We start from the raw sequence: 20,683 nt of genomic DNA on the forward strand, positions 1-20,683 counted from the left end.
GGGATCGTGCCCTCGATCAGGTCCTCCTCGCGCAGGCCGTGCAGCGACAGGCCGAAGCGGCAGACGAAGACCGTGCCGCCCTCCGTGATGAAGGTCGTGATCGTGTCGTTGATGTTCTGCTCGCCCGGGAAGGCGGAGTCGCCGGGGGTCGGGAAGCCGCGGGTGGCGATCGCGTTCATCGCGCCGGGGCCGTAGAAGTACAGGACGGAGTCGAAGCCCTTCCGCAGCGCGCGCAGCGCCTGCAGGCAGGCCACGAAGCTGACGCTCGACTCGTGCGCGATGCCGTGCACCAGCGTCAGGTACGACTGCCCGGGCTCCGCCTGGATGTCCGGGAAGATCTTCGTCGACCCGTAGATCGACGTGCCCTGCGGCTGCGTGGGGTGCGGCACCTCGCCGCGCGAGGTCTCGATGTTGGCGAGGATCGTGTCGTCGAACAGGGCCATGGGGTGCTCCTAGCGGTCGGTGGTGCCGGGATCGGGCGGGCGGTCAGTAGAGGGCTTCGAAGTTCTCGCGCAGGAAGAGGCGGCCGAGCTCCCCGTCCTTCACCGCGGCCTGCATCCGCGCGAGCTCGCCCGCGTGGTCCCCCCAGGGGATGTCGGAGGCGAAGAGGATGCGGTCGTGGCCGATGCCGCGCCGCTCGATCTCGGCGACGAGCCAGACGGCCGCGAAGCCGATCGCCCAGCTCGTGTCGCTGTAGACGCGCTTGCCGCGCTCGATCCAGTCGAAGAACCGGCCGCCGATCAGCTTCATGTGGCCGCTCATGCCGCCCCCCAGGTGGACGAGGTGGATGCGCACGTCGTCGCCCCAGCGCTCGACGAGGTCGCCGATCCGGTCGATGTCGCTCGCCCCGCCGGGTGAGGTGTGGATGTGGACCGTGAGGTCGTGCTGCTCCGCGGCGGCGAACATCCGGCCGAGCTGCTCCAGGCAGCCCTCGTCGTCCGCGGCCCCGCCGAGCAGGAAGCTCGTCTTCAGCGCGGCGACGCCGTCCTCACCCGCGAGCGCGAGCGCGGCGGTGTTCCGCTCCGCGTCGCTCGCCTTCGGGGAGATCCACAGACCGCAGCGCACGCGCTCGTCCGCCTGCGCCGCCTCGAGCGCGAGCTCGTTCAGGCCGAACGCGACCTCCGGGTTCGGGACGCCGTAGTTCGGGAGGACGAGCGTGCGCTCCGTGCCCTCCGCGTCCAGGTCGGCGAGGAACGCCTTGACCGTCTCCCGCGCGGTGAGGTCGGCGCGGATCGCCGGGCCGCCGTAGAAGGGGAACGCGGGGAGGGCGCCGATGTGGCGATGCGCGTCGTGCACCCCGGCTGCCATGGGTCAAGGCAACCGCGCGGCCGTTTCCGGATGGTTTCGCCGGGAACACCATCTCGTCACCAGTCGGGCGCTCGTGTTGCCGGCAGATCACGGGACGCTCGGAGCGGGTTCGAGTCCGGCCCCGGCGCAGCAGACGATCCGGCGCCCGACCCGGGTGACCGGGCGCCCGGCGGAGTCAGGATCCGCCCTCCACGAAGAGCCCCCTGCGCACCGCGGACACGGTCCGCTCGATCAGCGCCTCCCTCGCCTCGTCCGGCACGGTCCGCAGCGGCCCGTCGACCAGCAGCACGGCGAGCCCGTGGACGGCGGACCACGCGGCCACCTCCGCGCCCGGCCGTCGCTCAGCAGGCAGGACGCCCGCCGCGACCGCCCGGTCCAGCACGCGGAGCAGCAGGCCGAAGGGCCCGGGACCGTCGGTGCCGCCGCGGCCCGCCTCCGGGTCCCGGTGCACGGCGAACGCGGTGCGGAACAGCCCGGGCTCGCGGAGCGCGAAGCGCACGTACGCGCGACCGACCGCGTCGAGCTGCGACGACAGGTCGTCGTCGGTGGCGTGCGCGGCGAGCTCCTTCACGATCTCCGAGCCCATGAACTCGAGGCTCCGAAGGCTCACGGCGGCCAGCAGGTCGTCGCGGTCGCTGAAGTGGCGGTACGCGGCGTTCGGCGAGACGCCGGCCTGCCGCGTCGCCTCGCGCAGCACGACCGCGCTCGGCCCGGCGCCGGCCGCGAGCCGCAGCCCGGCCTCGATCAGCGCGTTCCGCAGGTCGCCGTGCCGGTAGGTCGACCGTGCCGCGGAGCCGGTGTCGGAGGCCCGTCCGACACTGGTCCCGTCCCGGTTGACACCGTTCACATCCGCTGGGAGGGTGGACATTGTTGACATCGTACACATGGAGGAGCCATCGTCATGAACACGACCTCGCCGCCCGCGACCGCGACGGCGGTGCCGCAGCCGTGGCGCCGGAACACGGCGCTGTTCCTCGGCGGCCAGACGGTCTCGCTGTTCGGCTCGATGGTCGTGCAGTACGCGGTCATGTGGTACGTGACCCTGCAGACGCGGTCCGCGATCGCGGTCGCGCTCTACGCCGTCGCGGCGTTCCTGCCGCAGGGCATCGTGTCGATCTTCGGCGGCACCTTCGCCGACCGGGTCGACCGCAAGATGCTGATCATCGCCGCCGACACCAGCACGGCCCTCGCGACGCTCGGCCTGGCCGTGCTGATGACCAACGGGGTCACCGACCTCTGGGTGATCCTCGTCGCGTGCGCCGTGCGGTCCGTCGGTGCCGGGTTCCAGCAGCCGACGGTGCAGGCGGTCATCCCGCAGATCGTGCCGCAGGACCGCCTGCTGCGGATCAACGGCGTGTTCCAGACCATCCAGTCCGGCCTCGCCCTGCTCGCCCCGGCCGTCGCGGGCGCGGTGTTCGGCGCGTTCGGCATCGTGCCGGCCTTCTACATCGACGTCGTGACCGCGCTGCTCGGCGTCGGGGTGCTGCTGCTCGTGACGGTGCCCACGCTCGCCGCGGTGAGCGGGAAGGCGACCGGGTTCCGGGAGGACCTCGCCGAGGGCGCCCGGTTCATCTGGCACCACTCCTTCATCCGCTGGCTGATGGTGCTCTTCGCCGTCATCATCGTGCTGACCGGCTCGCCCAGCTTCGTGACGCCGCTGCTGATCGCCCAGGAGTGGGGCGGCGAGGTCTGGCGCCTGACCGTGCTCGAGCTGGCCTTCAGCATCGGGATGCTGCTCGGCGGCATCGCGGTCTCGACCGTGCTCGCGAAGCGCAGCAGGATCCGGCTGATCGTGCTCTCGTCCCTGGGCTTCGGCCTGTTCTCGCTCGGCCTCGGCCTGGCCCCCGGGCTGTGGTGGTTCTACGCGCTCATGTTCCTGTTCGGGTCGATGATCCCGATCTTCTCGGCCCCGTTCATGACGCTCGTGCAGGAGGCGGTCCCGCCGGAGATGCAGGGGCGGGTGTTCAGCTACGTCACGATCGTGATGGCGCTGTCGTTCCCGCTCGGGATGGTGGCCTTCGGCCCGATCGCCGACGCGGTCGGGGTACGCGCGCTGCTGGTCGGCACGGGCGTGCTCGCGGTCGTCGTCACCGGCGTCGCCGTGCTGGTCCCGTCCGGCCGCCGGGCGATGCGGGCCGCCGCGGCCGCGACCCCCGTCGAGGCGGCGCAGCAGGTGGAGGCCGAGGCCGACGCCCGCTGAGCGGGGCTCAGGCGAGCAGCTCCCGGACGTCCTCCGCGGACAGGGCCGCCGCGCTGGTCGCGCCCTGGCCGTCCATCACCGCGTCGAAGAGGGCGCGCTTCGACTCCTTCAGCGCCATCACCTTCTCCTCGATCGTGTCCTTCGCGACGAGCCGGTAGACCATCACCTGCCGCGTCTGCCCGATCCGGTGCGCCCGGTCGACGGCCTGCGCCTCCGCCGCGGGGTTCCACCACGGGTCGAGCAGGATGCAGTAGTCCGCCTCCGCGAGGTTCAGCCCGAACCCGCCCGCCTTCAGCGAGATCAGGAACACGTCGGCGGCGCCGGAGCGGAAGCGGTCGATCGCCTCCCCGCGGCGCCGCGTCGAGCCGTCGAGGTAGGCGTAGCCGATGCCGGCCTCGTCCAGCCGGTCCTTCACCCGGCCGAGCAGCCGCGTGAACTGGCTGAAGACCAGGACGCGATGGTGCTCCTCGAGCGCGTTCTCGAGCAGCTCGTCGAACAGGTCGAGCTTCGCCGAGGGCACGCCCTCGTTCGCCGCGTCGACCAGGGCCGCGTCGAGCGCGACCTGCCGCAGCGTCGTCAGGGCGCGGAAGATCGTGAACCGGTTGCGGTCGAACTCGCCGATCAGCCCGAGCACCCGCTGCCGCTCGCGGTTCAGGTGGCGGTCGTACACCGCCCGCTGCTTCCTGCCGAGCTCGACCTCGATGATCTGCTCGGTCTTCGGCGGCAGGTCGGCCGCGACCAGCTCCTTCGTCCTGCGTAGCAGCAGCGGACGGATGCGCCGCTGCAGCTGCGCGAGGCGCTGCGCGTCGCCCTCCTTCTCGATCGGCTTCGCGTAGTGGTCCTGGAACCCGGAGGGGGACGGGAACAGCCCCGGCGCCGCGATGGAGAGGATCGACCACAGCTCCATCAGGTCGTTCTCGAGCGGCGTGCCGGTGATCGCGAGCCGGAACGGCACGTCGATCGCGCGGATGCGCTGGTACGTCGTCGAGTGGCGGTTCTTCGCGAACTGCGCCTCGTCGAGCAGCATGCCGCCCCATCGCACGCCGTTGTACGACGCGGTGTCGAGCCGCAGCAGTGCGTAGGAGGTGATCACGATGTCGGCGTCGCCGATCGTCTCGGCGAGCGGCACCTTGCTCTTCCGCACGGTCTCCGTGACGCCGACGACCTCGAGGTCCGGCACGAACCGCTGCGACTCCGCGACCCAGTTGGGCACCACCGAGGTGGGCGCCACGACGAGGAAGCGCGGGCGCTCCTCCCCGCGCTCGTCCGCCTGCTGGATCGCGCGCGCGACCATCGCGAGGGACTGCACGGTCTTGCCGAGCCCCATGTCGTCTGCGAGCACGCCGCCGAGCCGGTTGTCGTAGAGGAACGACAGCCAGTCGAACCCCTCGTGCTGGTACGGCCGCAGCTCGGCGAGGAAGCCGGCGGGCAGCGCCTGTCGCTCCAGGTGCCCGTCCTCGGCGAAGCCGCCGGTCAGCTCGACCGCGCGGCGCCACGCCTCCGCCTGGCGGGTCACGACGCCGAGCGCGACGAGGTCCTCCCACAGCGAGCCCTGGAACCGGGAGATCCGCAGCGGGGCGCGCGGGTCGTCGGTCAGCTCGCGCGCCTCGGCGATGAGCGCGCGCAGCCGCTCGAACACCGGGTCGTCGAGGGGGAACCAGACGCCGCCCGGCAGCACCATCGCGTCGTCGCCGCGGGCCAGCGCGAGGAACACCTCGGCGAGCGGCGCGACCTCGCCGCCGACCCGCACCTCGATGTCGAGGTCGAACCAGTCGCGGCTGCCGTCGACCGCGCGGGTGGCGATCTCGACGACCGGCGCCTCCTCCGCCGCGCGGTACTCGGCCGGCTGCCCGTGCTCGACGACGGCGACGCCGGGCACGCGGCGGATCGCCGGCAGCAGGTCGCGCCCGAACGCGACCGCCGCCATGCCGTGCACCGCGAAGGTCTCGCGCAGCTCGCCGTGCGTGCCGATCAGCTCGGGGGTGCGGCTGCTGTCGAGGCCGGCGCCGCGCAGGCCGGCGACAACCCGCCGCTCCTGGAGCGGGTCCCGGATCGCGTCCTGCTCCCCGCCGAGCGACAGGGGCGTCGCGTCGCCGGGCAGCGTGTACCGCCAGGTCCAGCGACCCGTCGCGCCGCCGGGGCCGTGGTCGACCGCGAGCTCGAGCGCGGCGATCGGGCGCGCCGGCGGGCGGAAGCTGCCGTCGCGGCTGACGACCGGCAGCACGCTGGCGAGCCGCCGGTAGTGGTGGGCGAGGAAGTCCGGCTCCTCGTCCGCCGGCACCTCGATCGGGTCCGGCAGCCGGAGGAAGGCGTGCGCGGCGGGCTGGAGCGGCTCCGCGAACGCCGCGAGCGAGACGCGGGCGTCGGCGAGGGTCTCCCCCGGCGTCCAGGTCGCGACGCCGATGCCGGGATCGCCGATCAGCGCGAACGGCGGGTCCAGCGGCGGGCCGGTCTCGGCGTCCCCGTGCGCCAGCAACGGCCGCAGCGAGAGCCCGGCGGGGGTGCGCACGAGGTCCGCGGCCGGGGTGACCGGGTCGCGGCCGAGCTCGAGCGGCGCCTGGTCCCTGCCGCCGGTGATGAGCCCGACGCCGTGGTCGGCGGCCTCGTGCAGCAGCGTCCAGAGCGCCGTGGTCCTGCAGGCCGCGAGCGGCAGCCAGGTCTCGGCGGCGAAGGAGGAGGGGCCGGAGGTGAGCACGTGGTGCACCTCGCGCAGGATCCGCGTCTGCGCGTCGTCGTACTCGTGCACGGTCCACTCGTTCGTGACCGTGCGCCAGGAGACGCCGGTGCGCCGCCAGCGGCCGTTGGCGCCGAGCAGCACCGGGCGCACGCCCACGGAGACCGGCCGCTCGCGCGGCGCGGTGCGGCGCGAGCCGGTCCACGGCTGGTCCGACTGCTGCAGCTCGAACAGCAGCCCGAGCACCGCGGTGTCCTCGCCGCCGTCGAGGCCGTCCAGGATCGGGTCGAGCGTCCGGCGCCACAGGGCGTCCGCGACCGACTCCTGCGGAGCCTTCGGCGCACCCCTCCTGCCCTCGAGCAGGACGGCGCCGACGTGCTTGCAGTCGGACCCGACCGGGCAGTCGCAGCGGCCGGAGATCGGGACCGGTCCGTCGGGGGTCGGCCGGAGGCGCACCCGCGCGGAGTAGCGGGCGTGCTCGGAGCCCTTCACGCGCCCCGTCAGGGTCGTGCGGTCGGTGCTCCAGCGCACGTCGGAGACGCGGCCCTCCCGCTGGTAGCGGTCGGCCCGCGCGAAGCCGGCGGGACCGGTGATGCGTGCGACGTCGAGATCCGAGTACACGGCCGAACCCCCTCCCCGGCGATGCGAACCCTCGAGTCTAGGCACCGGACGGGGGCCGCCCGTGCGGTCAGGCGGCGGCGAGGACCCCCTGCGGCAGGCGCGCGGCGAGCAGCTCGAGCGTCCGCTCCCGGGCGGGCGCACGGTCGATCGGGTCGGCGGCGGAGGCGCCCGCGGCCGGGCTGATCATGATCTCGTCGACGTCGAAGCGGGACGCGAAGGCAGCGAGCCGGTCGGCGACGTCGCCGGCGTCGCCGACGAACCAGCGGGCCCGCATGGTGTCGACCAGCTCCTGCTGCGGCTCGGTGAGCCGGGCCGCCTCCGCGACCTCGACGGTGTCGAGCGCCGTCAGGGGCGTGCCCGTGCGCAGACGCGCCATGTGCTGCAGCTGCGGCAGGGCGAGCCGCCGCGCCTCGTCGGCCGTGTCCGCGGCCACGACGTTCGCGGTGAGGAAGGTCCGCGGCGCGTCGAGGTGCTCGGAGGGCCGGAACCGCGACCGGTACAGGTCGAGGATCCGCTCGGTGCCCTCCCCGGAGAAGTGGTGCGCGAAGACGTACGGCAGGCCGAGGCGCGCGGCGAGGTCGGCGGAGTAGTCGCTCGAGCCGAGCAGCCACAGCTCGGGCGACCCGGCGGCGGCGGGCGTGGCCCGCACGGTGTACTGCTCGCCGCTCGCGAGCCGCAGCCCGGCGCCCTCCGGCGCCATCAGGGCCTCGATGTCCTTCACGTGGTTCGGGAACGCGTCGACGTCGCTGGTGTGCCCCTCGCTGCGCAGCAGCGCGGTGATCACCGGGTCGGAGCCGGGTGCCCGGCCGATGCCGAGGTCGATCCGCCCGGGCGCCGCCGCCTCCAGCGCGGCGAACTGCTCCGCGATGACGAACGGCGCGTGGTTCGGCAGCATGACGCCGCCGGAGCCGAGGCGGATGCGCCGGGTGCGGCCGGCCAGCACGCCGAGCAGCACCGGCGGGTTCGTGGAGGCGACCGACGGCATGTTGTGGTGCTCGGCCAGCCAGTAGCGGCGGAGGCCCAGCGCGTCCGCGCGCTCGGCGAGGGCGATGGAGGCGGCCACCGCGTCCGCGGACGTCTGCCCGGTCCGGACGGGGACGAGGTCGAGCACCGACAGCGAGGGATCCGGCATGCATCGGGCAACCGCCGCGCCCGCCGGGACATTCCGGAGGGCGCGGACGGGGCAGGATCGAGGCATGAGCACCTTCCCCCTCGCCGCGGGACGCGACCGCGAAGCCGTCCGTCACGAGCTGGTCCGCAGGACGGTGCGCGTGCTCGGCAGGACGGACCTGCCCGGGCACCTGGTGCGCGTCACCGTCGGCGGCGACGAGCTCGCCGGCTTCGCGAGCGTCGGGCCGGCCGACCACGTGAAGGTGTTCCTCCCCACCTCCGGCGGTGTCGTCGCTCGCGACTACACGCCGAGCGAGTACCGCCCGGTCGGCGCCTCGAGCGGCCCCGAGCTCGACCTCGACTTCGTGGTCCACGGCGAGGAGGGGCCCGCCTCCGCGTGGGCGCTGACCGCCGCGCCCGGCGACGAGGTGTCCTTCGGCGGCCCCCGCGGCTCCCGGCTCGCGCCGAGCGGGTACCGGAACGCGCTCGTGATCGCCGACCCGTCCGGCCTGCCCGCGCTGCGCCGCTGGGTCCGCGCCTTCGCGGGGGTCGTGCCGGTGCACGCGCTGCTCTTCGGCGGCGCGGAGGCGGTCGGCTACCTCGACGACGCGGAGCTCGCGGCGGCGACGCCGCAGGTCCTCGCCGCCGAGCACGACCTCGTCGAGGTCGTCGCGTCCCAGGACCTGGACGACGACAGCTTCGTCTTCGCCGCCGGCGAGGCGACCGCCCTCGTGCCGGTGCGCCGGCACCTGCGGGAGCGGCTGCCGAAGGAGCACCTCTCCCTGCACGGCTACTGGCGGCGGGGCGACGCGACCTTCGACCACCACAGCCCCCTCGACCCCTCCGACCCGGACTGAGTCCATCGCCGCTCGGACCGCCGCTCCCGCGGCAGGGCCTCGCGCATCGACCACGGTCGCTCGGTCGGCCGAGCTCCTGAAGGACGAGGTCAGCGGACGGAGGAGGGGCGGTCGTCGTTCGGGTCGCCCCGGTCGAGGGCGTGGATCGCGATGACCAGCGCGGCGACGCCCAGCGCGACGCGCACGCCGACGAAGACGAAGACCCACACCGCGGGCCGCTCCGCGCCGGTCGCGAGCAGGATCGCGCCGAACGCGGCCAGTGCCGCGTCGCCGACGAACGCGGCCTTGATCCAGAAGAGCAGCCGCCCGGCCGGGGTCACCGGCCGGGACCGATCAGAACCCGCTGGGGGCGTGCGGGACGTAGTCCGCCTCCAGCACGTCGAGCTCGTCGTCGGTCAGCTGCAGGTCGGCGGCCGCGATCGCGTCCTCGAGGTGCTGCGGCTTCGTCGCGCCCACGATCGGCGCCGTCACGGCCGGCTGCGCCAGCACCCAGGCGAGCGCCACCTGCGCCCGGCTGACGCCGCGCGCCTCCGCGACCCGCCGCACCGCATCGACGATGCGCCGGTCCCCCTCCTGGTCGTAGAGCGTGCTCCCGAACGCGTCGGTGTCGCCCCGCGCCGTGGTCTCGTCCCAGTCGCGCGTCAGCTTCCCGCGCGCGAGGGGCGACCACGGGATCACGCCGACCCCGGTGTCCACGCAGTAGGGGTGCATCTCCCGCTCCTCCTCCCGCTGCAGCAGGGAGTACTGGTCCTGCATCGAGACGAAGCGGGTGAGCCCCTCCACGTCGGCGGCGTGCTGCATCTCGGCGAGCTGCCACGTCCACATCGACGACGCCCCGATGTAGCGCGCCTTCCCGGCCTTCACGACGTCGTGCAGCGCCGCCATCGTCTCGGCGATCGGCACCTCCGGGTCGAACCGGTGGATCTGGTAGAGGTCGATGTAGTCCGTGCCGAGGCGCCGCAGGGAGGCGTCGACCTGCGTCATGATCGCGCCCCGCGACAGCCCGGACCCGTTCGGTCCGGGCCCCATGCGCCCGTGCACCTTCGTCGCGATCACGACCTCGTCGCGCCGGGCGAACTCGGTCAGCAGCGCGCCGGTGATCTCCTCGCTGGTGCCGTCGGAGTAGACGTTCGCGGTGTCGAACGCGGTGATGCCCGCCTCGACGGCGCGGCGGTAGAAGGGGCGCGCCGCGTCGATCGGCAGCGTCCACTCGTGGGAGCCGCGGTCGGGAGCGCCGTAGCTCATGCAGCCGAGGATGATGCGGCTGACGGCGAGGCCGGCGTCGCCGAGTCGGATGGTGTCCATGAGGTGATCCTCCGCCCAGGGGACTGGGTGGATCCGAGGATCAGCGGGTCTCGCCCATGAGGAGGTCGACGCGCCAGCCCTGCCGCGTCCGCACGACCTCGACCGGGATGCGCGGCTTCTTCCCCGCGATGTCGAGCCGGCTGATGGCTTCGAACACCGGTCCCTCCAGCCCCCTGGGCACCCGGCCGACCGGGCCGACGATGCGGCCGCCCGCGAACAGGCGGACGACGATCGGGGCGTCCGTGCGCTCCTCCTCGTCCGTGCGGCGGGCGATGGCGGTCTCGACGACCTCGACGTCGGCGAGGTCCGCGATGAGGTCCTGGTGGGGATCGCTGCCCGCCAGACGGATGGTCACGCGGCCGTTCGCGGGCAGCAGGTCGAACTTGTAGTCCTCGAGCCGGCCCGACCCCTGGTCGTCCTTCGGGAACTCGGGATCCACCGCGCGTCGTCGCAGCTGCATCCGCCCATCCTGCCGCGCGGCGCGCTCTTATCGGATTCACAAGGAGGAAGGGGGCGCGCTCGGGGAATGAATGGGGGCGTCCTCTACGTTGTGTAGATCATGCAGCGCAGGACCCCGAGGATCGCAGAAGAGATCGAGGACGAGTTCGGCACCGTGACCCGGTACCGCCGCCACCCCAACGGGCGCGGACTCGTCGCCACCGACGCCACCGTCGACCCGACGGCCTTCCTCGCGCCCACCGTGTACGTCGAGTCCGGTGCGCGCATCGGCAGGGCCGTCCGGATCGCCGCCGGCACCTGGGTCGACCGGGAGGCCGTCGTCGGCCCGCACGCGGAGCTGGGAGCGGCCGTGCACGTCGGCGCCGCCGCCGTCATCGGCGAGGGCGCCAGGGTCGGCAGCCACACGAAGATCGGCGCCCGCGCTTCGATCGGGTCCGGCGCGCGCGTCGCAGCGGACCAGAAGGTCGACGACGACGCGGTGCTGCCCTCGCAGAACGCGTTCGGCGCGGCCGCCTGAGCCGTCAGCCCGTGGTGCCGCTCGCGCGCTCGGTGTACCACTCGGTGAACTCGACGGCGGTGCCGTCCTCCGCCAGCCGGATCACCCACAGGTTCCGGTAGTCCTTCCCCGCCGTCGGCCCGGCCGTGTAGACCGTGCGCCCCTGGACCACCGCGACGTCGCCGTCGATCGCGACCACCTCCCAGGTGAACTCGTGGTCGCCGGCCTCGTCGCGATGATCGAGCCAGGCGGCCGTCACCGCGTCGTGGCCGACGTACGGCTCCTCCCACGGCGAGAAGCGGTACGCGGCTTCCGGAGCCAGCAGGGCCCGGATGTCCGCGGGGTCGTTCGAGTCCCACGCCCGCAGGTAGCGCTGGACCCATCCCTCGACGAGCCCCACCATGTCGCTGCGCGCCACGGCGGGACCCCGGCTCGTCGTGGGGCCCACCTCGACGAGCCCCACCATGTCGTCACGATCGGTCATGCCCGCGGTTCTACTCCCCGGCGCTGACAGCACGAAGGCCCGCCCCGATCCCGGGGCGGGCCTTCGTGCGTTCCGTCGACTAGCGGCGGAGACCGAGGCGCTCGATCAGCGCGCGGTAGCGCGCGATGTCGATGTCCTGCAGGTAGCCGAGCAGCCGGCGGCGCTGGCCGACCAGCAGCAGCAGGCCACGACGCGAGTGGTGGTCGTGCTTGTGCAGCTTCAGGTGCTCGGTGAGGTCCTTGATGCGCGTCGACATGAGCGCGATCTGGACCTCGGGCGAGCCGGTGTCGCCCTCGTGCGTCGCGTACTCCGCGATGATCGCCTTCTTGACGTCTGCGTCCAATGCCACAGGGGACTCCTTCTGCTCGCTGCGCGGTGCCGGGTGCGGGATGCGCCCGGCGATCTGGGACCGCGGCCGGTTCACGGCGGCAGGAGAGTGTAGCAAGCCCTGGGGCCCCGCCGTCCCGCCGACCGGGTCGCGCCGGTCGCGGCGCGCGACGCGCCGAGGTCGGAGCGGTCGCGTACCGTCGAACCGCCTCGGCGGGAAGGGACATGACGTGTCGATCGCACTGGACCTCGTCCTCGGCCTCGTGCTGCTCGGCTACCTCGTGCAGGGCTGGCGCCTCGGCTTCGTGCGGAGCATCGGGGCGATCGCCGGGATCATCGCGGGCGGCATCGCCGCCGCCCTCCTCTCGCCCCTGATCGGCTCGCTCGTGCCCGACGAGACCGGGAAGGTCGTCGCGACGATCGTCGCGGCCGTCGTGCTCGTGCTGCTCGGTCATGCGATCGGGTCCGGCATCGGCGCGGCGATCGGCGGCGTGCTGCGGCGCAGCCCGCTCGGCCCGATCGACCGCATCCTCGGGGCCGCGGCCCAGCTGGTCGTCAGCGCGCTGGCGATCTCGATGATCGCCTCCCTCGCCGTGTCGCTCGGCGTGCCCTACGTCGCGCAGCCCGTCGCCGGGTCCGTGGTGCTCCGCGCGATCGACGGCGTCACGCCGGCGCCCCTCGACCGCGCGCTCGCGCAGCTGCGCTCGACGGTGCTGTCGAGCGGCATCCCGCGACTCGGCATCTCGCTCGGCACCGAGGGCGTCGGCGCGGAGGCGGTCCCCGGCGTCCCCCAGACGGCCGGGCTGCGCACCGCGGTCGAGTCCGTCGTGAAGATCACCGGCCGGGCGCCGGCCTGCAACCAGGAGCAGTCCGGCTCGGGCTTCGTCGTGGCGAGGAACCGGGTGCTCACGAACGCCCACGTCGTCTCCGGCGTCGCCGCCCCCGTCGTGCTCGCGCCCAACGGGCAGGCGCTGCAGGGCAGGGTCACCGCCTTCGACCCGCAGCGCGACCTCGCGATCATCGCGGTCCCCGGTCTCGATGCGCGGCCGCTGGCCGTCGCCCCCTCCCCCGCCGTGGGCGACGAGGGGGTCGTGGCCGGCTACCCCTTCGGCGGCCCGTTCACCGAGGGCGGCGCGAAGGTCGTCCAGGTCGGCCAGGTCGTCGTCCCCGACGCGGTCGGCGGCGGCCGCACCGCCCGCAGCATCGCCGCGCTGGCCGCCGACGTCGAGCAGGGCAACTCCGGCGGCCCGCTGCTCAGCCCCGGCGGCCGGGTCATCGGCCTGGTGTTCGCGAAGAGCACGAGCACCGCCGATCTCGGCTACGCGATGACGCCGGACGAGTTCGGCGACCTGGCCGACCGCGCCCCCTCGCTCACCGCCGCCGTCTCGACCGGCGCCTGCAGCAGGGACTGACCGCCCCCGCTCCGGGTGCCGAAGCACCGCCGACTCCGCAGCGCCGGCTACGACACCGGCTCGACGACGACCATCCGCCTGGTGGGCCGCGTGAGCGCCACGTAGAGCGACCCCGGACCGGCCTCGTCCGCCACCGCGTCCGGGTCGACGACCACGACGGTGTCGAACTCCAGCCCCTTCGCGGTCCACGGGTCGAGCACCGACACCGGAGCGCCGAGCCCCCTTGCGCCGTACCCGACGGGCTCGGCGAGCCGGTCCGACAGCGCGTCGTGGAGGGTCGGCACGAGGGCCGCAGGGGCGATGACGGCCAGGGAGCCGCCGTCCGCGCGATCCCGGTCGGCCGCGACGGCGTCGACCGCGAGCGGCACGACCTCGTTCCGCCGACCGCGCACCAGCCGCGGCGGCTCGCCCTCTCGGACGGACCGCGACGGGGTGATCGGCAGCCCGTCGCGCAGCGCCCGGGACTCCGCCAGCTCGGTGATCGCGCGCGGCGTGCGGTAGTTCACCGTCAGCCGCTCGAGGCGGAACTCGTCCGTCAGCGCCCGCAGGGCGTCGGCCCACGACGCGGCCGGCGGCTCGGCGGCGGACTGGGCGAGGTCCCCGACGACCGTGAACGAGCGCAGCGGTCCGCGCCGGCGCAGCAGCCGCCACTGCATCGGCGTCAGCTCCTGCGCCTCGTCGACGACGACGTGGCCGTAGGTCCAGCTGCGGTCGACCAGCGCGCGCTCCGCGGTCGAGAGGCGGGCGCCCTCCTCCGCGAACCCGTCCGCGATCGCCTCCGCCGACACCATCCCGCTGACGCCCATGTTCTCGATCGCGGCCTCGGCGTTCTCGATGTCGCGCTGCCGCTGCGCGTCGCGCGCCTGCGCCCGCGCGTCGCCCGCGATGTCGGTCTCGCCGAGCAGCTCGGCGGCCTCGTCGAGCAGCGGCACGTCGCCCACCGTGAACGGGGCCCGGCGCGGGCGACCGAGCAGCGCCCGGTCCGCCGCGGACAGCTCCGGCGCGGCCCTCGCCAGGTACTCCGGGCGGGTGAACAGATCGCCGAGCAGCTTCTCGGGGGTGAGCGGCAGCCAGGCGGTGTTCAGCAGGACCTTGACGTCCTGCGCGGTGCGGAGGTCCTCGCGCAGCATCCGCCGGTCCTCGTCGTCGACGGTGGCGCCGTGGGTCGCGACCTGGTCGACCAGCTGCGCGGTGAGCTCGGCGAGCGCGTCCTTCACGAACGTGACCCGCGCGACGTTGTGCGGCTTCCGGGTCTGCTGCGCCCGGCGGATCGCGCGCTGGATCGTCGTCGGCTGCACGCTGAGCCGGGTGCCGTTCACCTCGATGTCGACCGGCGCGGACGGGGCGACCTGCCGCAGGTGCACGGCGCGGCGCAGGACCTCGGCCATCGCCGTCCTGCCCTTCACCGCGGCGACCGGCGCAGGGTCGGCCGCGGACGCGTCGACGCCCGGGTACAGCTGGCCGAGGGTGCGCAGCACGACCCCGGTCTCGCCGAGCGACGGCAGGACCTGCTCGATGTACTCCAGGAAGCTGCGTGAGGGGCCGACCACGAGCACGCCGTTGCGGGCCAGCCGCTCCTTGTGCGCGTACAGGAGGTAGGCGGCGCGGTGCAGGGCGACCGCCGTCTTGCCGGTGCCTGGGCCGCCCTGCACCACGAGCACGCCGCGGGCCTCGGAGCGGATGATCCGGTCCTGTTCCGCCTGAATCGTGGAGACGATGTCGTGCATGCGCCCGGTGCGCTGCGCCGTGAGGGCCGCGAGCAGCGCCGTCTCGCCGTTCAGCGTCGTGTCCTCGGGGATGTCATCCGGGTCGAAGACCTCGTCCTCGAGGCCGGTCACGCTGCGGCCCCGGGTCGTCAGGTGCCGCCGGATGCGGACGCCGAGCGGCGTCGCGGCCGTCGCCTGGTAGAACGCGCTCGACTGCGGCGCGCGCCAGTCGAGCAGGATCGGCTGCTGGTCGTCGTCGCGCAGCCCGATCCGCCCGATGTACCGAAGCGACCCGTCGTCCGCCTGCAGGCGGCCGAAGACGAGTCGGTCGTCGACGTCGCGGAGGCGCCGGGCGCGGTCCTCGAGCAGCCGCGCCATCGCATCGCGCTCGGTCCGCGCCTGATGCGTGCCGCCTGCCGTGCCGCGCCGGATCCGCTCCAGCTCGCCGAGCAGCTCGCTGCGCACCGCGTCGAGCCGCGTGTAGAGCCCGGAGACGTACCGCTGCTCGCGGACGAGCTCCGCTTCGGCGGCATCGGTCACGCGGTCCCCCTCCCGTTTCGCGGCCATCCATCCTAGGACGGCGCCACCGGGCGGGGTGCTCACCCGACCACGGCCGGCCCTCCCTCGACCAGGCGCTCGAACCGGTCGGGGCGACCGGGGTTCGCGCGGAAGGCCCAGAGCGGCAGCTCGTTCCGCTCCACCTTCCCGAGGACCATCGTCGGCACGTCGCGGCCGGGGTGGTGGCGCAGCGCCCGCAGCGCGTAGGAGGCGGCCGCGCTCGAGGCGCCGCACGCCCAGTGCAGCCAGGCGAGCATCCCGTCGATCGCGACCCGGCGCGCCTCCTCCGGCACGAGAGTCGCGACCTCCTGCAGCACCGCGATCGCGTGCTCGATGCGGTCGGTGTCCGGACGCCGGAACCGCCCGCCGCCGATCGCGGACACCATGCGGTCGAGGGACGCACCCCGGCCGTCCGGCGCGGTCACCGCGGTCCACATCTCCATCGCGAGCCCCCGACCCCAGGCGATCTGCAGCAGCACGAGGGTCTCGATGCCCTGCCGCTCCGCGAGCGCCAGCAGCAGCGCCCGGCACGGGCACGGCGCCCCGTCGGCCGTGGCCTCGTGCGGCTCGAGCATGCCCTCGATCAGCGCGACGACCTCCTGCGTGTCCTCGCCCCACCGGTACCGCTCCATGGCGGGCGCGGCTTCCGCGGCGACGCCGAACGCGCTGCCCGGCTCCGAGAGCCGCACCCCGTGCAGCACCCCGCCCACGCCGTCCGCGAACGTCCACCAGCGGCCGTAGTCCGCCAGGAACGCGGCGCAGGCGCCCGCCGCCGCGACCGTCACCGGAGCCGCGCTGCGCGGCTTCACCCGGTGGCGCTGCGGGGGCTCGATCTCGGCGAGCGGCCGGCCGCCGCGCGGCAGCGCGGGGTCGTCGAGCGATCCCCAGCCGTCCGCGCCGACGCAGAACCGGTCCAGCACCTGCAGCCCCATCCGCTCCGCCTGGCGGCCGACCGCACGCACCTGCGGAGCCGCCGGCGGCCGGCCGCTCGGCGCGAACGTCTGCGGCGTGTAGGCGGCGACGGCGATGCCGGTGACGCCGTCGACCTGCAGCGCCTGCTGCAGCACGCCGGCGGCCCAGCGCTCGAGCGCCGCGGGATCGTCGTCGTGCAGCAGGTCGACGCGCATCGCCCCGCGGGTGCGCGACCTCGTGCCCTCCGAGCGCTGGAAGAGGACGAGCACGAGGCTGTCCTCGGTGTCGACCGCGACGAGGTCGGGGACGAAGCGCAGCAGGTCGGCTGGACCCCTGGCCTTGACGATCTGCGGCTGCGGCCGGGTCGTGCGGCGGGACCTGGCGCTGCCGCGGCGCTTCGACTTGATGGACATGCGCGGCAGCCTCCCGGCCGGACGCGCCGGTGCGGTCCGCTTCCGCGCTCGGAGGTGGGGAACGGCCGTTCCGGGGCCTGGGGAGGAGCGGCGCGCCGAGTCAGACCTCGCGGATGGCGACGACCCGCCGGTCCGCGAGCCGGTCCCGCCCGCCGAGCCCCGCGAGCTCCAGCACGACGCCGACCCCGGCGACGACCGCGCCCGCGCGCTCGAGCAGGGTGCAGGTCGCGGCGACGGTGCCGCCGGTCGCCAGCACGTCGTCGAGGACGAGGACGCGGGTGCCCGGCACCAGCTGGTCGGCCCGGATCTCGAGCGCGGCCCGGCCGTACTCCAGGGCGTAGTGCTCGGTGAGCGTCTCCGGCGGCAGCTTGCCCGCCTTCCGCACGGCGACGACGCCCGTGCCGGCGGCGTACGCGGCGGCGGCCGCGAGCAGGAACCCGCGCGCCTCGATCCCGGCGACCAGGTCGAACCCGCCGGCGAACGCGCCGACCAGCTCGTCGGTGATCGCCTTCAGCGCGGCGGCGTCGGCCAGCGTCGGGGTGAGGTCGCGGAACAGGATCCCGGGCTCCGGGAAGTCGGGGACGACGGCGGTCAGCCGGTCGACGAGTGCGGCAGCGGTCGGCACGACGCCCGAACCTAACGGTGCCGGGTGTCCCGACGCCGATCGCCCGGCGAGCGCGGCACTGCCTGCGGCTCGGTCCGGGCGATCGGTCAGGGCTTCAGGGTGCTCCTGCAGCCGCCTCGCGCGCAAGGGTTCTCCGGCGCGTCGTGGCCGCTTCCCGGTCCCCCTCCAGGCTGCGGGTCAGGCGGCGAGCAGGTCGATCACGAAGATCAGCGTGCGGCCGGACAGCCGGTGGCCGCCGCCGGCTGGACCGTAGGCGAGCGCGGGCGGGCACGTCAGGACGCGCCGGCCGCCGACCCGCATGCCCGGGATGCCCTGCTGCCACCCCGCGATGAGGTTGCCGAGCGGGAAGGAGATCGACTGGCCGCGGCTCCACGAGGAGTCGAACTCCTCGCCGCTGTCGTAGTCGACGCCGAGGTAGTGCACGGTCACGGTGCCGCCGGGCTGCGCCTCCGCGCCGTCGCCGACGACGACGTCCTCGATGCCCAGGGTGTCGGGCGCCGGCCCGGTCGGCGGGTCGAGCTCGGGCTTGACGGTGAGATCGGTGAGTTCGCTCATGACCGACCAGTCAAGCGCACGGCCGTTCGGCGGACTCTGACCGCCGGAGCGACCAGGATGGTGCCGATGGACGACGCGGCACCCCGACGACGCCGGGGCGCGCTCCTCGACCTGGAGCCGCTGCGCGCCTCCCCCGCCTTCGCACGGCTGTGGACGGCCCGCGCGATCGCGGGCATCGGCAGCCAGCTGACGCTCGTCGCGGTGGGCCTCAACGTGTTCGACCTCGTGCGGCCGCTCGAGGGGGCCGCCGCCGCGACCTTCGCGGTGTCGCTGACGGGCGTGCTGGCGCTCGTGCCGACCGTGATCGCGGGCCTCTACGGCGGGATGCTCGCCGACGCGTTCGACCGCCGCACGGTGATGATCGTGTCCGGCGTCGTCTCCTGGCTCTGCACGGTCGTGCTGGCCGCACTGTCCTGGACGCACGCGGAGACCGTCGCGTCCCTGTACGTCCTGACGGTGCTGTCGGCCACCGCGACCACCGTGCTGATCGCGGCCGAGTCAGCGGCGACCCCGCGGCTCCTCCCGGCCCGCCTGCTGCCGGCGGCCGGCGCGCTGCTCGGCGTCACCGTCGGCATCTCCGTCACGGCCGGCCCCGGCCTGGCCGGCGTGCTCGTCGCGTCGACCGGCTTCCAGTGGTGCTACACGATCGACGCGGTGCTGTTCGTGTTCACCCTCGGCGCGGTGCTGTCGCTGCCGCGCCTCCGGCCGGAGGGGCAGACCGACCGGCCCGGGCTCGCGTCGCTGCTCGGCGGCATCCGGTTCCTGCGCACCTCCCCGAACATCCGCACCAGCTTCCTCGTCGACATCGTGGCGATGACGTTCGGGCAGCCGCGGGTGATCTACCCAGCGGTCGGCGCGGTGCTGCTGGGCGGCGGCGCGCTGACCGTAGGGCTGCTGTCGGCGGCGTTCGCGGTCGGGGCGCTGCTCTCGAGCGTCTTCTCCGGGCGCCTCGGCGGCGTGCGGAGGCAGGGCGTCGCGATCGAGCTCGCGATCCGGGCGTACGGCGCCTGCATCGCGCTCTTCGGCGGCGTGCTCGCCGTCGCCGCCGTCGGGGAGGCGACCGGCTGGCTCCCCTCCCCCGCCGGCCCGGTCTGGATCGGCCTGGCTGCGGTGCTGCTGGCGGGTGCGGGCGGCGCCGACAACGTGAGCGCGATCTTCCGCTCGACGATGCTGCAGACCGCCGCGCCGGACTCGATGCGCGGACGGCTGCAGGGCGTGTTCATCGTCGTCGTCACCGGCGGGCCGCGCGTCGGCGACCTCTACGCCGGGCTGCTCGCCGCGACCGGGCTGCTGTTCCTGCCGCCGCTCGCGGGCGGCGTCGTGATCGTCCTGCTGGTCGCGCTGCTCGTGCGGCGCCGGGGCTTCCTCGCCTACGACGCGAGGCACCCCACGCCGTGAGCCAGGTGCTCGGGGTCCTGGCCGCCGTGTGGGCGAGGATCACCGCGACGTCGCCGGTGCCCGGCGCGCTCGACCTCGTGGCGGTGACGGCGGTCGTCGTCGCGCTGCTGGTCCTGCCGACGTGGCCGAGGCTGCGGCACGGCATCACGATCGTGCACGAGGCGGGACACGGCGTCGCGGCGACCCTCACCGGGCGGCGGCTCGCCGGCATCCGCCTCCACTCCGACACGAGCGGCCTGACGGTCAGCGTCGGTCGGCCGCGCGGGCCGGGGATGGCGCTCACGCTGCTGGCCGGCTACCCGGCGCCGTCGATCGCCGGCGTGCTGATCGCCTGGGCGGTCGCCTCGGGCCACGCGGCCGCGGCGCTGTGGGGAGCGCTCGCGCTGCTGGCGCTCGTGCTCGTGCAGATCCGCAACTGGTTCGGCCTGTGGTCGGTGCTGGTCGCGGGCGTGCTGGTCGGGGCGGCGACCTGGTTCGCGGATCCCGCGTGGCGGATGCGGATCGCGCTCGCGCTCGCGGTGCTGCTCGTCGCCGGCGGCCTGCGGGCGGCGCTCGAGCTGCCGGCCGCGCGCCGGAGGGACGGCCGGTCGGACGCCGACCAGCTGGCCGCCGTCACGCGGGTGCCGGCCGGGTTCTGGCTGCTGGTGCTCGTCCTGGCGGGCCTCGCGGGCGTCGGCGGCGCGGGCGCCCTGCTGGTGGCGCCCCTCCGCTGACCTCGGTTTCGTTTTGTAGGTCTGGCAGACCTACAAAACGAAAGGGCGGTTCAGGCCATGACGCCGAGCGCGGTCGGCTTCCAGCCCGGGAAGACGCCAGCCAGCCGGCCCGTCGAGATCGACAGCCGCTTCGACACCACCTCGGTCAGCACGTCGCGGTAGTCGTTCCAGCCGGGCACGTCGCCCTCGACCGTCGGCACGGCGAGGCCCTTCCACGTGCCGTGCACGCCGGCCTGCACCCCGCCGCCGATCACCAGCACCGCGCCGCCGTGGCCGTGGTCCGTGCCGCCGCTCGCGTTCTCCTCCACCCGGCGGCCGAACTCGCTCATCGTGACGATCGTGGTGTCGTCGAGCAGCGCGGAGCCGAGATCGGCCGTGAACGCGGCGAGCGCCGTGGCCAGGTCGCCGAGGTGCCGCATCATGTCGCCGGAGTCGACGTCGCCCATGCCCGTGTGCGTGTCCCAGCCGCCGACGTCGATGCACGCGACCCGCACCCCGGCGCCGCCCTTGATCAGCATCGCGAGCGACTTGAGCGCGTCGCCGAAGTTCC

General features: G+C 74.4%; 21 protein-coding genes. 6 read left to right on the forward strand and 15 right to left on the reverse strand.

Annotated features, from left to right (window positions below; all coding sequences use genetic code 11):
* The 3 genes from ACFE60_RS08895 to ACFE60_RS08905 form a co-directional block, all read right to left on the reverse strand.
* The coding region (locus ACFE60_RS08895) for an MSMEG_0572/Sll0783 family nitrogen starvation response protein (protein WP_375388495.1) at nucleotides 1-443 on the reverse strand (443 nt) is incomplete at its 3' end.
* A gap of 43 nt (nucleotides 444-486) precedes the next feature.
* Nucleotides 487-1,308 (reverse strand): amidohydrolase family protein, encoded by an 822-nt coding sequence (locus tag ACFE60_RS08900; RefSeq protein ID WP_375388496.1) that lies wholly within the window; start codon nucleotides 1,306-1,308, stop codon nucleotides 487-489.
* Between the two features lie 175 nt (nucleotides 1,309-1,483).
* Nucleotides 1,484-2,176 carry a TetR/AcrR family transcriptional regulator gene (locus ACFE60_RS08905; protein WP_375388497.1) on the reverse strand — a complete coding sequence of 231 codons (693 nt, stop codon included), beginning with the start codon at nucleotides 2,174-2,176 and terminating at the stop codon, nucleotides 1,484-1,486.
* Nucleotides 2,177-2,209: 33 nt separating this feature from the next.
* On the opposite strand from ACFE60_RS08905, the gene ACFE60_RS08910 reads away from it, so the two are divergent.
* Nucleotides 2,210-3,508, forward strand: a complete 1,299-nt coding sequence (locus ACFE60_RS08910) for an MFS transporter (protein WP_375388498.1) — start codon at nucleotides 2,210-2,212, stop codon at nucleotides 3,506-3,508.
* A 7-nt stretch (nucleotides 3,509-3,515) separates the two neighbouring features.
* Here ACFE60_RS08910 and ACFE60_RS08915 read toward each other — a convergent pair whose 3' ends face one another.
* On the reverse strand, nucleotides 3,516-6,803 hold the full coding sequence (locus ACFE60_RS08915; protein WP_375388499.1) for an SNF2-related protein: 3,288 nt from the start codon (nucleotides 6,801-6,803) through the stop codon (nucleotides 3,516-3,518).
* 67 nt (nucleotides 6,804-6,870) lie between these two features.
* Entirely contained in the window at nucleotides 6,871-7,935 is a 1,065-nt protein-coding gene (locus tag ACFE60_RS08920) for an LLM class flavin-dependent oxidoreductase (protein WP_375388500.1), read from the reverse strand.
* A gap of 64 nt (nucleotides 7,936-7,999) precedes the next feature.
* On the opposite strand from ACFE60_RS08920, the gene ACFE60_RS08925 reads away from it, so the two are divergent.
* Nucleotides 8,000-8,770, forward strand: a complete 771-nt coding sequence (locus ACFE60_RS08925; RefSeq protein ID WP_375388501.1) for a siderophore-interacting protein — start codon at nucleotides 8,000-8,002, stop codon at nucleotides 8,768-8,770.
* An 89-nt stretch (nucleotides 8,771-8,859) separates the two neighbouring features.
* Here ACFE60_RS08925 and ACFE60_RS08930 read toward each other — a convergent pair whose 3' ends face one another.
* Genes ACFE60_RS08930 through ACFE60_RS08940 form a run of 3 tightly spaced genes read right to left on the reverse strand, consistent with a single transcriptional unit; the run spans nucleotide 8,860 to nucleotide 10,535 of the window.
* On the reverse strand, nucleotides 8,860-9,090 hold the full coding sequence (locus tag ACFE60_RS08930; protein ID WP_375388502.1) for a hypothetical protein: 231 nt from the start codon (nucleotides 9,088-9,090) through the stop codon (nucleotides 8,860-8,862).
* Between the two features lie 13 nt (nucleotides 9,091-9,103).
* On the reverse strand, nucleotides 9,104-10,075 hold the full coding sequence (locus ACFE60_RS08935; protein WP_375388503.1) for an aldo/keto reductase: 972 nt from the start codon (nucleotides 10,073-10,075) through the stop codon (nucleotides 9,104-9,106).
* Between the two features lie 40 nt (nucleotides 10,076-10,115).
* Entirely contained in the window at nucleotides 10,116-10,535 is a 420-nt protein-coding gene (locus ACFE60_RS08940; RefSeq protein WP_375388504.1) for a hypothetical protein, read from the reverse strand.
* A 99-nt stretch (nucleotides 10,536-10,634) separates the two neighbouring features.
* Here ACFE60_RS08940 and ACFE60_RS08945 point away from each other — a divergent pair, with 99 nt between their 5' ends.
* Nucleotides 10,635-11,051, forward strand: a complete 417-nt coding sequence (locus tag ACFE60_RS08945) for a transferase (RefSeq protein WP_375388505.1) — start codon at nucleotides 10,635-10,637, stop codon at nucleotides 11,049-11,051.
* Between the two features lie 4 nt (nucleotides 11,052-11,055).
* On the opposite strand, the gene ACFE60_RS08950 is transcribed toward ACFE60_RS08945, so the two are convergent.
* Nucleotides 11,056-11,514, reverse strand: a complete 459-nt coding sequence (locus tag ACFE60_RS08950) for a nuclear transport factor 2 family protein (RefSeq protein WP_375388506.1) — start codon at nucleotides 11,512-11,514, stop codon at nucleotides 11,056-11,058.
* Nucleotides 11,515-11,593: 79 nt separating this feature from the next.
* On the reverse strand, nucleotides 11,594-11,863 hold the full coding sequence (gene rpsO, locus ACFE60_RS08955; protein WP_375388507.1) for a 30S ribosomal protein S15: 270 nt from the start codon (nucleotides 11,861-11,863) through the stop codon (nucleotides 11,594-11,596).
* 208 nt (nucleotides 11,864-12,071) lie between these two features.
* On the opposite strand from rpsO, the gene ACFE60_RS08960 reads away from it, so the two are divergent.
* Nucleotides 12,072-13,253 carry a MarP family serine protease gene (locus ACFE60_RS08960; protein ID WP_375388508.1) on the forward strand — a complete coding sequence of 394 codons (1,182 nt, stop codon included), beginning with the start codon at nucleotides 12,072-12,074 and terminating at the stop codon, nucleotides 13,251-13,253.
* A gap of 47 nt (nucleotides 13,254-13,300) precedes the next feature.
* Here the strand turns inward: ACFE60_RS08960 and ACFE60_RS08965 are convergent, their stop codons facing one another.
* From ACFE60_RS08965 to ACFE60_RS08980, 4 genes are all read right to left on the reverse strand, one after another.
* Nucleotides 13,301-15,526, reverse strand: coding sequence for a HelD family protein (locus ACFE60_RS08965; protein WP_375388509.1), 2,226 nt, complete (start codon nucleotides 15,524-15,526; stop codon nucleotides 13,301-13,303).
* Nucleotides 15,527-15,558: 32 nt separating this feature from the next.
* Nucleotides 15,559-16,842: a hypothetical protein gene (locus tag ACFE60_RS08970; RefSeq protein ID WP_375388510.1), complete on the reverse strand. Its 1,284-nt coding sequence runs from the start codon at nucleotides 16,840-16,842 to the stop codon at nucleotides 15,559-15,561.
* Between the two features lie 100 nt (nucleotides 16,843-16,942).
* The gene (locus ACFE60_RS08975; protein WP_375388511.1) at nucleotides 16,943-17,467 is read right to left on the reverse strand and encodes an adenine phosphoribosyltransferase; all 525 of its coding nucleotides are present in this window, start codon (nucleotides 17,465-17,467) and stop codon (nucleotides 16,943-16,945) included.
* 177 nt (nucleotides 17,468-17,644) lie between these two features.
* Nucleotides 17,645-18,022, reverse strand: a complete 378-nt coding sequence (locus ACFE60_RS08980; protein ID WP_375388512.1) for an FKBP-type peptidyl-prolyl cis-trans isomerase — start codon at nucleotides 18,020-18,022, stop codon at nucleotides 17,645-17,647.
* Between the two features lie 66 nt (nucleotides 18,023-18,088).
* On the opposite strand from ACFE60_RS08980, the gene ACFE60_RS08985 reads away from it, so the two are divergent.
* Together ACFE60_RS08985 and ACFE60_RS08990 are read left to right on the forward strand one after the other, a co-directional pair.
* Entirely contained in the window at nucleotides 18,089-19,420 is a 1,332-nt protein-coding gene (locus tag ACFE60_RS08985; protein ID WP_375388513.1) for an MFS transporter, read from the forward strand.
* On the forward strand, nucleotides 19,417-20,133 hold the full coding sequence (locus tag ACFE60_RS08990) for a M50 family metallopeptidase (protein WP_375388514.1): 717 nt from the start codon (nucleotides 19,417-19,419) through the stop codon (nucleotides 20,131-20,133). Before ACFE60_RS08985 ends, ACFE60_RS08990 begins: the two co-directional genes overlap by 4 nt.
* Before the next feature lie 50 nt (nucleotides 20,134-20,183).
* Here ACFE60_RS08990 and ACFE60_RS08995 read toward each other — a convergent pair.
* A partial coding sequence (locus ACFE60_RS08995) for a DUF1501 domain-containing protein (RefSeq protein WP_375388515.1) occupies nucleotides 20,184-20,683 on the reverse strand: 500 nt, incomplete at its 5' end.

Source organism: uncultured Amnibacterium sp. (assembly GCF_964245895.1).
Classification (GTDB): Bacteria; Actinomycetota; Actinomycetes; order Actinomycetales; family Microbacteriaceae; genus Amnibacterium.